Consider the following 12,613-nt stretch of genomic DNA (forward strand, 5'->3'; position numbering starts at 1 on the left):
CAGCAATCGATGGTTGGCGCCCCGCATGCAGCTGTTCGAGATGCCATGCATGGGGCTTGTCCCAGCATTTTTTCCTGCCGACTGAATAGGGCTGCGCCGTGTGCTTTTGCACCGGCGCAAGGGGAATGGCGTGTCTCGGATTTCCCTGGCGATCGCCGCGTACGAGACGTGTTTGCTCTCGATGCTTGATAAGCAGGGTTGTCGTGATGGGTCGTAACAACGTATTGGCTTTTTCGGTGGCGCTGGCGCTGACGGGTTCGCTGAGCGCATGCGGCGGAGGCGGCGGCAACGGCAATGTGAAGCCGTCCACGGCGACACCGACCACCACCTCGGTCACCTCCACGCCGACCACCACGACGAATTCGCCCACGCCGGCGCCGACGTTGACACCAGGCCTCGCACCCACGCCGGCACCGGCACCTTCGTCGACGATCACCTCCGCGCAGGTCGCTGCGGAACTGCGCCTGCAACTGGATCCGGAAAACGTACCCACGGCGTGGAACTCGGGTGGCTCGTCAAGCAGCGTGCAAGGACAGGGTGTAAAAGTCGGCATCCTCGATACCGGTGTGCAGGCCGGCAATCCCGCCTTGAGCGGGCGCATCAGCTGGTTTCGCGATTACGTGGATCCGTCCAACAGCACGCCCACCGATCCGCTGGGACATGGCTCGGTCGTAGCGCAGATTCTAGGCGGCACCGCCAATGCGGATGGTCCGATCGGCGATCCGTTCTATGGCGGCGTCGCACCGCAGTCCTCGCTATATGTCGCGCGCGTGGGCGATGCTTCGGGCAGCTTCGCCATGAATCTGCTGCCGCAGGCCTATAGCGATCTGCTCAACCAGGGCGTGCGCCTGTTCAACAACTCCTACAGCATCGAACAGACGATTACCTCGCAAAGCACGGGCGCGGGCAGCCTGGTGGCGCAGGAGCAGGCATATTTTCAGCCGGCAGTGAACGCAGGCAGCCTGCTGATATGGGCGGCGGGCAATAGCGGCCATGGCCAGCCGAATGTGGAGCCGGGGCTGCCTTATCTGGAGCCCTCGCTGCAAAAAGGCTGGCTGGCGGTGGTGAATGTGATCATCAACGCCTCCGGTCAAGTTGTCGGTCTGGACAACGGTGCAGAGCCTTCCAACGGTTGCGGAGTGGCGGCGGCGTGGTGTCTGGCGGCACCAGGCAATCTCACCTTCTCGCCGGTGACCGGCACGTCGTTCTCGACCGGCGCAGGCGAGGGCACCTCTTTTTCGGCGCCGATCGTCACCGGCGTGGCGGCCCTGGTGTGGCAGCGCTTTCCTTATTTCACCGGCAACAACGTGCAGGAAACCTTGCTCGGTACGGCGACCTCGCTCGGCGATCCGGCGTTGTACGGCTACGGCCTGGTGAATGCGGCGGCGGCGGTGAACGGCCCGGGCGCGCTGGACTGGGGCGTGTTCGACGTAAACATACCCAGCGGCGCATCCGGCGTGTTCTCCAACAATATGAGCGGCAGCGGCACGCTGCAGCTCGACGGCGCCGGCAGTCTTGCCCTGACCGGCAACGACAGCTTCGGCGGCATCAACGTCAATGGCGGTACGCTGACGGCGACCGGCACCGACAGCTTCAGCGGCAATGTCGCCATCAACGGCGGCAGCTTCGTCAGTGGAAATTCGCTCTCGGCAGCGAACATCACGATTGCACAAGGTGCATCGCTATTTGCATCGGGCGTGCTCGCCGGTGCGATCAGCAATAGCGGCACACTCAACGGCGTGCCGCAGGCATCCTCCTCCGCCTTGCAGATCCATGGCAGCTATAGCGCTTCTTCGTCGGCCAATACCGTGGTGGCACTGGGCTCGCCGATCACCATTTCGAATCAGGCCACGCTCAACAGTTCTACGCTTACCGTAATCAGCAATAGCGCCAGCAATACCGCCGGCATGGTGTTGCAGGCGATGGGCGGCGTGACCGGCCGCTTCGGCACGTTGGTGGTGCAAGGCAGTGTGTTCGGCAGCGGTTCGCTGAGCTACACGCCGACGGAAGTGGATGTGCTGCTCTACGGTCCGCAGGTAGCTGGAGTGGCGGCCAGTTCGATGCCGAATGTCGCGACCACCCAGCAGACGGCACAACATATTCAGACGGCGTTGAATCAAACCTACACGCCGGCCGCCGGTGCGTCCGGCAACAGTGCCTTCCTCAGTGCAGAGGGAGAGTTTCTGCGCGTCAGCTCGCTTGAGCAGGCGCAGGCATCGATCAATTCGCTGTCCGGCCAGATGCTGGTGTCCTCGCAGGCACTGACCTTTGCGCAGGGTGGCATCATCAACCGTTCGGTCGCCGATCGGCTGGCCAGCATCGACGATGCACCGGATCGGCAAGGTGCATGGCTGCAGGCCACCGGCGCCAGTGGCGATATCGGCCAAAGCGGCTACGCCACCGGCAGCTACAGCGGCGGTGGCTCGGTGGCGGGCTATGACATGGCGATCGGCGATAGCGCCACGGTCGGCGTGGGAGCCGACTGGAATCGCCTGGATGCCAACTACGATTTGCAGGCCGGCAGCGGCAGTTCGCGTGCCTTCGGTGCGATGCTGTATGGCCGCTACGATATCGGCGCCGCCTATGTCAGCGGCCGCGCAGGCGAAGACTGGATCCACAGCAGCACCAGCCGCTGGGCCATGCTCGGCGGCAACAGCGCTGCCATCGCCAGTGTGCGCAAGGACCGGCTCACCACGCTGTACGGCGAAACCGGCTATGTGCTGCATGCAGCCGACTGGACACTGACACCTTTCGTCGCGGCGAGTTTTGAAAAACTCGCGCGCGGCCAGATCGATGAAAGCGGCGCAGGCGGATTCGGGATTGCTGCCGCGGCGGCGAGTTTCGAGCAGAGCAGCGGCCAGCTCGGTGCGCGGCTTGCGCATCAATGGCGCTGGCAGGGCGGCGAGACCACCTTGCAGGCGTATGCGCTGTATCAGCGCCTGGCCAGCGGCAGCAACCTGGCGTTTACCGCCGCCTATGCCGGGGCACCTGCCGCGACGTTCCAGCTGCAAGGCGTGAATTCGCCGCGCGGCAGTGGCTGGGCCGGGGTGGAAGTGAGTACGCAGCTGGCGAGCCGCTGGAGCTGGTTCGTGGATCTCAGTGGCGAGTTCACGGGTGGGCGCACGGATGCCGGGATGATCAGTGCGGGCGCGCGGTTTCGCTTTTGATCGGTGGTTTAGCGAGGCATGAGGTCTTGCGCCGTTTTCGCCTGGACTGTGCCGCCACCCAACGCGGACCTGGGTACGGTGCGACGGCGCTCGTACTGCTCATTCAATGGTGCCAAGAGGCGTACCGACCATGATTGCGGCCTGCCCTCCCTACTCACTTGGGCATTCGGCCAACTGCCAAGAAAGAAGTTCGCGCGACTTTTAAACCCTCCGTTCGCATGATGCATCTGTGGTCGTGCTGTCCCTTGCAGGTACTTTCGTGAAATTAGCCTCTCGCTCGTGCCGGGGCGGCTGCTTCTATCGACAAAGGGTGCGCGCATGTTGGCGAAACGATTCATCCAGCTTGCATTTTTGTTCTACTCTCTGAGCGCGTCCTTCGCGATGAGCCAAACTACCGACACCCAGGTCGATGTAGGTGGAAATCAATTGAATTTCCACGTCATCAAGGGCCAGGGCATGCCCATCCTGTTTGAAGCAGGTGGCGGCGACGATTCGACCGTTTGGAGCGGCATCCTGCCGCCGCTGGCACGCATCACCAATGCCACATTGATTGCCTATGACAGGCCGGGATTCGGAAAGAGCGGCCTGGATAGAAAAAGGCACGGCATCGTCAACGGCGTAAGCGATCTTGAAAAAGGCCTCAAGGCGCTAGGCTATGACGGGAGCATCATGTTGGTTGCGCATTCGTTAGGAGGGCTTTACGCCGAGTTGTATGCCGCAAGACATCCTGACAGGGTGAAATCGATAGTTTTAATCGATGCCACGGAGAGTTGCTTCCTGACTCCCGAGGAATTGGATATCACCGAGAAAACCTATAAAGGACAAATGGGCGATTTCAAGGCCCACCGGCCGGGTGTGTACTATTTGTTGAGCGATTACCGGGCGATGGCCGACGTGATGCGGAAAGTTGCGTTTCCCCCTTCCATTCCGGTAACCGATATCGTCTCGCAGCACCCTCCTTTCTCAAGTGAAGCTGAAAGGCAGCATTGGGAGGATTGCCATCAACAATTTGCGCGCGCCGCTACGAACCGGAAAGGTATCCTCGCGGTCGGAACGGGGCACTATATTTTCCATGACAACCCCGCTCTGGTTATCAATGCGATCGTCAAAGCGTATGCCGATACGTTGGACACCGAGCAGCGTTCATCCCTGCTGGAGCGCAGCTTGTCTTTCAACATGCAAGAAACCAACAAGCAGGGAACGCCGTAAGCCTTCGCCCGTTTCAACGAGAAAACGGGAATCCATTTTGGCTTTACGCATGTGTATCAAGATGGATGATTCGCTGCACGCCCCAGCGATACTGCGCTTCGGACTTTCCACGCGCTTCGCCCCGCTTGCGCGGGAACGATGCCGCAGGGGCGCTGCATCGACCAACGTTACGCGTCGTCCGCCACGCGCAGCAGCAATTTGCCGCGGTGCGTCCCGTCAAACAACTTGTTCAACACCACCGGCGCATGCTCCAGCCCATCCTCGATGGTCTCCTCCGCCTTGATGCGCCCGCTCATCACCCAGCCGACCAGGTCCTGCACTGCCTTCTGCGTATCGGCATAGTCGAACGCCAGGAAGCCGCGCACGGTCAACCGCTTCACGATGATCACGCTGTAGTCGTCGCTGGGCTTGCCGCCGCTGGCGTAGTTGGCGATCAGTCCGCATAGCGCCACGCGGCCACCGTTGACCATGCGCGACAGCACGCCGCGCATCACCGGGCCGCCGACGTTCTCGAAATTCACGTGCACACCATCCGGCGTGGCTTCGGCCAGCGCCTGCTTCCAGTTGTCGGCCTTGTAGTCGACCGCCGCATCGAAGCCCAGCTCCTGTACCAGGTGCCGGCATTTGTCGGCGCCGCCGGCAATGCCGACCACGCGTGCGCCGCGCAGCTTGCCGATCTGCCCGGCGATGGAGCCTACCGAGCCGGCGGCGGCAGATACCACCAGCGTTTCGCCGGGTTGCACCGGTGCAATCTCGGTGAGGCCGTAATAGGCGGTAATGCCACTGAAGCCGCACGCGCCCAGCAGGGTCGGCAGGGGTACGCTCAGGTTCTTCGGCAGTTTTACGTAATCCTTGCGGCGCTGGTCGCTGATTACCGCGTAGTCCTGCCAGCCCAGCAGGCCTTGCACCAGATCGCCTTCGGTGTAGTGCGGCGATTTCGATGCCAGCACCCGGCCCATGCCCAGCGCGCGCATCACCTCGCCGATCGCCACCGGCGGCATGTATTGCGGAACGTCGCTCATCCATACCCGGTTGGTCGGATCCATCGACAGGTACAGCACGCGCACCAGTACCTCGCCGTCCTTCAGTTCGGGTACGGGTTGTTGCTGCAATTCAAAATCTTCGCGCTTGACCAGCCCTTCCGGGCGATGCTTCAGGCGCAATTGGCGGTTGACGAATGACATGGTGTTGGCTCCGGCAGATATTCAAACAACACAGGCGCCGCCGTCGATCACCAGCTCGGCGGCGGTGACGTAGCGGCTTTCATCCGAGGCGAGATAAAGCACGGCGTAGGCGACATCGTCCGGATCGCCCAGGCGTTTCATCGGGATGCTGCGCGTCAGCTTGCGCGTGGCTTCTTCCTCGCCCAGCGCGGTGAAGAACGGGGCGACGATGCCGGTGCGGATAAAGGCCGGATGGATCGAGTTGCAGCGCACATCGATCTGCTGCCTGGTGCAATCGATGGCCACCGACTTGGTCAGCATCGCCACGGCGGCCTTGGAGGTGTTGTAGGCGGTGTAGTTCGGGTCGACCTTGAACGCCGCCAGCGAGGAGATATTCACGATCGACGCCGGCTGCTGCTGGCGCAGATAGGGCAGCGCGTATTTGCAGCCGAACAGGATGCTGTCCACGTTCACGCTCATCACGCGCCGCCATTCGTCCAGCGCGATCTGCTCCACGCCGCCGAGCGAGCCGATGCCGGCGTTGTTGACCAGCACCGACAGGCCGCCCATCGCTTGCACGGCCTGCGACAGCAAGTGTTTCCATGCTGCCTCGTCGCTGACATCCTGTTGCGCGGCCCAGGCCACCTGCTTGCCGATTTCGCCGTTGATCTCCGCCGCCCGCGCTTGCACTGCGGCAGCGTTGATGTCGGTCAGGAAGACCTTGGCGCCGTGTCGCGCCAGCATGCGCGCCGTGGCGGCGCCCAGGCCGCCGGCCGCGCCGGTGATAAAAGCGCGCTTGCCGGCGACGCGTTGTGCAGAAGGTGTGGTCATGGCCCGTGCCCTTGGTTCAAACGCTGAGGTAGCCGCCATCGACATTCAGCACCGCACCGGTGGTGTACGAGGCTGCATCGGAGGCGAGATATAGTGCGGCGCCGGCCATTTCCGACGGCTGCGCCACGCGCCGCATCGGCACGTGCGCCAGGGCCTGCTTGAGGATCGCTGGCGTATTCACCAGCACCGAGGCGAACTTGGTATCGGTAAGGCCCGGCAGCAGCGCATTGCAGCGCACGCCGGATTCGGCGCACTCCACGGCGAACGCCTTGGTCATCGAAATTACCGCCGCCTTGGTGATCGAATAAATACCTTGCTGGAAGCCGGGCACCACGCCATTGACCGAGGCGACGTTGACGATCGAGCCGCCGCCGCGCTTCGCCATCAGCTTGGAGCCATACGCAGACATGTAGAAATAACCGCGGATATTCACATCCACCGTCTTCTGGAACACCGACGGCTCGGTATCGGCAATCGGGCCGAAATAGGGGTTGGTGGCGGCATTGTTGATCAAAATATTCAGCCGCCCATGCTGTTCTTCGACCTGCGCAAACAGCGCCTCGATCTGCGCCAGTTCGCCGATATGGCAGGCAATCGCTTCGGCCGAGCCACCGGCGGCGACGATCTCGTCGACCACTTTTTCGCAATCCGCCTGTTTGCGGCTGGATACCACGGTATGTGCGCCCTGTGCTGCCAGCAGCCTGGCGATCTCTGCACCGATGCCGCGGCTGGCGCCGGTCACGATGGCGATCTTGCCGGCGAGGTTGAAAGGCGATGTATCGGTCATGGAAGTGATCCTGGAAAGTGGATGCTCAGCGCAGCGTAACCAGGGACTGGTCTTCGCTGCGTTGCAAATGCGGCCATGCGTTGTAGGTCACCAGCGAGGCGCCGTTGCGGCCGAGGCGCAGGCGGGTGGTGCTGGTATTGACCAGTGGCCAGCTCAGCGTGAAGGTCTGCGCGATGGGCGCATCGAGCACGCGGTTGGCGAGTACGGCGATCGGTCCGCCGGAGGTGAACGCCCAGATGGTTTTGGCCGGATGCCCGGCTAATACCTCTAGTGCCTGCAGCACCTGCGCGCGAAAGCCTGACCAGGTTTGCGTGTATTGGGCGTCATGTTCGCCCTCCACCCAGCGTGCAATGGCTGCCGCGAACATCTCCTGGAAGGCGCGGTACGGATCCGGCGTCTGCTTCAGGGCGCGGTACAAGGCGCCTTCTTCGGCCAGATCCGGGCGCAGGCGCGCCAGCAATTCCTGATGGTCGACCTCGTCCAGGCCATCGAGCTGCAGCAGCGGGCGATCGATGCCGGCTGCGGCCAGGCACAGTTCCGCCGTGCGGCGATGGCGCTGGCGCGGACCGATCGCCACCAGATCGGGCACTTCGCCGCAGCTGGCCAGCCATGCGCCGAGCCGGCGCGACTGCTCTTCGCCTACTTCGGACAGATGATCGTAATCCGCCGCGCGGAAGCTGGCCTGTCCGTGGCGTATCAGCAACACGCTGCGCATCGCTACAGCACCGAGTGCGCAATGATGCGTCGGCAGCGCGCACCCATATAGCGCGCCGCGTCGCCGAAGCTGGCGAACTGCGGGTTGGTGGTCTGGCCCAGGGCGAAGCGGCGGTAGATCTGCTGGATGATCACCATCAGGCGGAACAGCCCGAACACTTCGTAGAAGTCGAAGTTGTCCACGCTCCAGCCGGTGCGGCTGCCGTAGTAGTCGATCACTTCGCGCCGGGTCAGCATGCCGGGTGCATTCGACGGCTGGCGGCGGAACGACTGGAAAGTGGCATCGTCGTCCGCCTGCACCCAGTAGGCCAGCGAGCCGCCCAGGTCCATCAGCGGATCGCCCAGTGTGGCCATTTCCCAGTCGAGCACGCCGATGATGTGCAGCGGTTGCAGCGGGTCGAGCACGACGTTGTCGAAACGGTAGTCGTTATGGATCACGCAGGTGGCGTTGTCGTGCGCCGGCTGCTTGTGCGCCAGCCAGTGCAGCACATCCTCGCACGGGTCGGTGCCTTCGGTTGCCGCCTGGCGCCAGCGTTCGCTCCAGCCGGACACTTGCCGCGCGATGTAGCCCTCGCCTTTGCCGATCTGCTGCAGCGCGGGTTGCGTGGCATCCACCTGATGCAGTTCCACCAGGCGGTCGACGAAGCTGTGGCAAAGCGCGCGCACGCCATCGGCATCGAGGCCGAGCGCGGGCGGCAGGTCGCGGCGCAGGATGCTGCCGCGCAGCCGTTCCATCACATAGAAATGCTGGCCGATCACCGCTTCGTCGTCGCAGCTGGCCAGGATCGCCGGCACATAGCGATAGTGCGGTTTCAGCGCTGCCATCACCTGCGCCTCGCGCAGCATATCGTGCGCCGACTTCGCCTTGGCGCCTGCCGGCGGCCGGCGCAGTACCAGCTCGCGCTCCGGGTAGCTGAGCAGGTAGGTAAGGTTGGAAGCACCGCCCGGGAACTGCGTGACTGTCGGCGTGCCGTGCAGGTCGGCGACATGCTGTTTCAAGAACGCATCGACTCGCGCAATGTCGAACGCATCTTCCTCGCGCAGCGCGCGTGCCTGGTCCAGCGTGCCGCTCATGGCCGATACTCCGTGCGCTGCTGCGCTTTCGCTTCGAGCTTGGCGACTACCGCGCGATGCACTTCGTCGGGCCCATCGGCCAGCCGCAGCACGCGTGCATAGGCGAACAACTGCGCCAGCGGGAAATCGTCGGAAAGGCCGGCGCCGCCATGGATCTGGATCGCCGCATCCGCCGCCTGCTGCGCCACCGCCGGTACCACCACCTTGATCTGCGAGATCAGGCTCAGCGCTGCCTTGGTACCTTGCGTGTCCAGCGTCCACGCCGTTTTCAGCGTCAGCAGGCGCGCCTGCTCGATCGCCATGCGCAGATTCGCCACGATATCCGGATTGCCACCCAGTTCGTACAGGGGCTTGCCGAAGGCCACGCGCGACTGCGCGCGCTGGCACAGCAACGACAGCGCGCGCTCCGCCGCACCGATCGCACGCATGCAGTGGTGGATGCGGCCCGGTCCCAGCCGGCCCTGGGCAATGTCGAAACCGCGTCCCGGGCCAAGAATGATGTGGTCCAGCGGCACGCGTACGTTGGTGAAGCTCAGTTCGCCATGCCCGGACGGTTCGTCGTAGTGATGAAACACCGGCAGCATGCGTTCGATCTTCACGCCGGCGGTATCCAGCGGGCAGATCACCATGGTGTGGCGTTGATGCGGATCGGCCTGCGTATCGCTCAGGCCCATGAAGATCACGAAGCGGCAGTGCGGATGGCCCGCGCCGGTGGTCCACCACTTGCGACCGTTCAATACCACCTGCGCGCCATCGATATGTGCGGTGGCCTGCATATTGGTGGCATCGGAGGAAGCCACCTCCGGCTCGGTCATGCCGAAGCTCGAGCGGATCTCGCCCAGCAGCAGCGGCTGCAGCCAGCGCTCGCGCTGCGCCGCCGTGCCGTAGCGATGCAGCACTTCCATATTGCCGCTATCGGGCGCGCTGCAATTGAACACCTCGGGGGCGATAAACGAATGCCCCATGATTTCCGCCAGCGGCGCATATTCGGTGTGGCTGAGCCCGGCGCCGTGTTCGGCATCGGGCAGAAACAGATTCCACAAGCCGGCTTCGCGCGCCTTGGCCTTCAGCGTTTCCATGATGGCCGGCTGGCGCCAGCTGCGATGGTCGGTGCTGCCGCTGAGCGCGGTGGCATAGTCCGGTTCGGCCGGCAGCACCTGTTCGCGCATAAAGCGCCGGAGGCGTTCGGCCAGGTCCTGGGTACGGGCGGAAGGGGTGAAATCCACGGGCGGCTCTCCTCGGTCCGGCCAGCCTACGCCCCTGCCGGGGGATTATTGAAATGAATATCCTTTATGGCTATCCATTAGCCATATCTATAACCTTTGGGGCATGGATCGCACCGATACCCGCATCGACCTCAACCTGTTCCGCGTGCTCGATGCCATCTATACCTATGGCGGCGTGAGCGCGGCGGCACGGGTGCTGCATCTCACCCAGCCGGCGGTGACGCATGCGCTGAAACGCTTGCGCGATCATCTGGGCGATCCGCTGTTCATCCGCCAGGGCAACCGTTTGCTGCCTACCGAAAAAGTGCGCGCGATGATGCCGGCCGTGCAGGCGCATCTGGAAGGCCTGCACGCGAGCACGCGCGCGCAACCGCGTTTCGATCCGGCACACCTGGAGCTGGAATTCACCGTCGGCTTTCGCGACATCCTCGAATCGATCGCGTTGCCGGACTTGCTGGCGCGCATCGAGCGCGAGGCACCGCACGTGCGGGTGACCAGTCATCGCATTGCTGCGGATGAAGTCGATCGCGAATTGCGCGCCGGCACGCTGGATCTGGTGGTCGACCGCCCTTTGCATGCGGGGCCGCAGATCATGCGCCAGCATCTGGTCGACGAAACCCTGGTGGTGGTGATGCGTCGTCGGCATCCGTTGCAGGCGCAGCTCAAGCGCGGCGATTATCTGGGCGCCGGCCACGTCACCGTATCGCCGCTGGGCGAAACCAGTGCGCTGGATGTATTGCTGGGGCAGAGTGGGTATTTCCGCCAGATCAAGCTTACTTGCCAGCATTACTTCGCCGCTTGCCAGATCGCCGCGGCTACCGATCTGCTGCTCACGGTGCCACGTTCCTACGCCATCCACTTGTCCGGTCTGTTGCCGATGGCGATCGTGCCGTTGCCGATCAAGCTCAAGGCATTTCCGATTCTGGCGTATTGGCATGCATCCACCCATGACGATCCGGCGCATGCGTGGTTTCGCCAATGTGCGATCGATGCGATCGCTGCAGGCGTCGCTCCGTAGGTTGGGTTAGCTCGAGGCTTGATCTGGGAGTGACCTGATTACACCTCGGTTGCGTGGTTTCTGCGGCAAGCGCGTGCAACCCTCCCCTGCCCAGCAGGGGAGGGAGCGTGTCGACAAGCGCCATTTCCAAACTTGCGCTATCTACCCCCTCCCCTACGTGCAGTAGGGGAGGGCTGGGGTGGGGTGAAGCCCGCACTATTGCGAAAAGCATCAAATCTCGGCCGCTTCAACCTTGGTCGTGTCGCTCATCCTTGGCCGGATGCGTAGGCGGCGCCGCTTTCGGTGCTGCTGCGGGATGACGCGGTGGCGGTGCGCTGCGCGGCGCCGCTTCCGGACGATAGGCCGGCTGGGCCGGTGCGTGGTTTACCGGTGCGGCACCCTGCTCGCGCGGTTCGGGTGTCGGCTCCGGGCGTCGTTGCAATTGAGTGGGCGGCACATGCGTATCTGGGACATGCTGCTCGGCCGGCGGCACGGGGTGCGGTGCAGCGGCGCGCTCGGCCGGTGCCGCGGCGGCACTCGGATGCGGCGCGAAATGGCTCGAAGGGAGGGCGCCGGGGCGTTCGGCTGCGGCCGGATGCGGCGCCGGTGCACCGTGTGCGCCGATCACGCCAGGCCCGCTGAAGTTGCCTGGCCGCGACGTCGCGGCAATCGATGGATTGCCGTGATTGTTGGCCAGGCGCAGCGCAGGATTCTGGGTCGCCATGGCCACGTGTTGTTGCTGCGCGGCGACCGGCGGCGTGTGCTGCTGCTGCGCATACGCGCGTTGCTGTGATGTCGGTTGTGCGGCAACACCACCGCTGCCGCCGTTGTAACTCACATGATTGACGGTGACGTTGTTGATCACGGTCTGGTTGTACACATTGGTGACGTGCACGCCGCCGAATTGATTCACCGTGCGGTTGTAGTAGAAGCCGCCAGGGCCCCAATGGCCGCCGGCATAACCGTCGCCGGTGTAGCCGTAGCCGTAGTTGATGCCGCCGTAGAAGCCGACGGTCCTGCCCCAGTAGCCTTCGTGGAAGACGTAGACATTACCCACCCAGCCCCAATAGCCCGGCGTCCATAGCGCGCCGACGAACGGCGGCTCGATCCAGGTGCCGGGGACCCAGTAGTAGCCGCCGTCGGCCCACGCCCAATAGCCGGGCACCCAGATATAGCCGACAGTCGGAATGGGCGGCTGTACGTAAACCGGCAGCGGCGGCGGCGCGACGTTGACCGAGATGCCGATACCGATGGCAATGCCGGCCTGTGCCGGCGTGGTGATCAACAGGGGCGATGCGCCCATCAGGACCGTGGTGATGCTCATCGTCATTGCCGTGAGTCGGGCCTGGGTCTTGCGCGCAAAAGGACAAGCTTTCATGTCATTCCTCTCCGCCGGATGTGGGCGGCCAGGACCGTAGCGCAAAAATCGGGAAAAGAAGCTGAGC

10 protein-coding genes are annotated in these 12,613 nt (G+C 63.6%); 3 read left to right on the plus strand and 7 right to left on the minus strand.

The window, feature by feature from the left end; genetic code table 11:
* The first annotated feature begins 206 nt into the window (after positions 1-206).
* Both IGX34_RS07215 and IGX34_RS07220 read left to right on the plus strand, forming a co-directional pair.
* Positions 207-3,167, plus strand: coding sequence for a S8 family serine peptidase (locus IGX34_RS07215; RefSeq protein WP_192555036.1), 2,961 nt, complete (start codon positions 207-209; stop codon positions 3,165-3,167).
* A gap of 318 nt (positions 3,168-3,485) precedes the next feature.
* The gene (locus IGX34_RS07220) at positions 3,486-4,376 is read left to right on the plus strand and encodes an alpha/beta fold hydrolase (protein WP_192555037.1); all 891 of its coding nucleotides are present in this window, start codon (positions 3,486-3,488) and stop codon (positions 4,374-4,376) included.
* A gap of 167 nt (positions 4,377-4,543) precedes the next feature.
* On the opposite strand, the gene IGX34_RS07225 is transcribed toward IGX34_RS07220, so the two are convergent.
* The 6 genes from IGX34_RS07225 to IGX34_RS07250 are packed head-to-tail and all read right to left on the minus strand — an operon-like array spanning position 4,544 to position 10,171.
* Complete coding sequence (locus tag IGX34_RS07225; protein ID WP_192555038.1) at positions 4,544-5,560, minus strand: NADP-dependent oxidoreductase; 1,017 nt, start codon at positions 5,558-5,560, stop codon at positions 4,544-4,546.
* Between the two features lie 21 nt (positions 5,561-5,581).
* Positions 5,582-6,370, minus strand: a complete 789-nt coding sequence (locus tag IGX34_RS07230) for an SDR family oxidoreductase (protein ID WP_192555039.1) — start codon at positions 6,368-6,370, stop codon at positions 5,582-5,584.
* Positions 6,371-6,386: 16 nt separating this feature from the next.
* Complete coding sequence (locus IGX34_RS07235) at positions 6,387-7,157, minus strand: SDR family oxidoreductase (protein ID WP_192555040.1); 771 nt, start codon at positions 7,155-7,157, stop codon at positions 6,387-6,389.
* A 25-nt stretch (positions 7,158-7,182) separates the two neighbouring features.
* The gene (locus IGX34_RS07240; protein WP_192555041.1) at positions 7,183-7,872 is read right to left on the minus strand and encodes a histidine phosphatase family protein; all 690 of its coding nucleotides are present in this window, start codon (positions 7,870-7,872) and stop codon (positions 7,183-7,185) included.
* A 2-nt stretch (positions 7,873-7,874) separates the two neighbouring features.
* A complete protein-coding gene (locus IGX34_RS07245; RefSeq protein ID WP_192555042.1) occupies positions 7,875-8,945 on the minus strand; it encodes a phosphotransferase family protein in 1,071 nt (356 codons plus the stop codon).
* Complete coding sequence (locus IGX34_RS07250) at positions 8,942-10,171, minus strand: acyl-CoA dehydrogenase family protein (RefSeq protein WP_192555043.1); 1,230 nt, start codon at positions 10,169-10,171, stop codon at positions 8,942-8,944. Before IGX34_RS07250 ends, IGX34_RS07245 begins: the two co-directional genes overlap by 4 nt.
* Positions 10,172-10,274: 103 nt before the next feature.
* Here IGX34_RS07250 and IGX34_RS07255 point away from each other — a divergent pair, with 103 nt between their 5' ends.
* Positions 10,275-11,189, plus strand: a complete 915-nt coding sequence (locus IGX34_RS07255; RefSeq protein WP_192555044.1) for a LysR family transcriptional regulator — start codon at positions 10,275-10,277, stop codon at positions 11,187-11,189.
* A 226-nt stretch (positions 11,190-11,415) separates the two neighbouring features.
* On the opposite strand, the gene IGX34_RS07260 is transcribed toward IGX34_RS07255, so the two are convergent.
* Positions 11,416-12,546: a YXWGXW repeat-containing protein gene (locus tag IGX34_RS07260; protein WP_192555045.1), complete on the minus strand. Its 1,131-nt coding sequence runs from the start codon at positions 12,544-12,546 to the stop codon at positions 11,416-11,418.
* Positions 12,547-12,613 lie beyond the last annotated feature (67 nt).

Origin of the sequence: Dyella acidiphila (assembly GCF_014863405.1) — a bacterium.
Classification (GTDB): Bacteria; Pseudomonadota; Gammaproteobacteria; order Xanthomonadales; family Rhodanobacteraceae; genus Dyella_B; species Dyella_B acidiphila.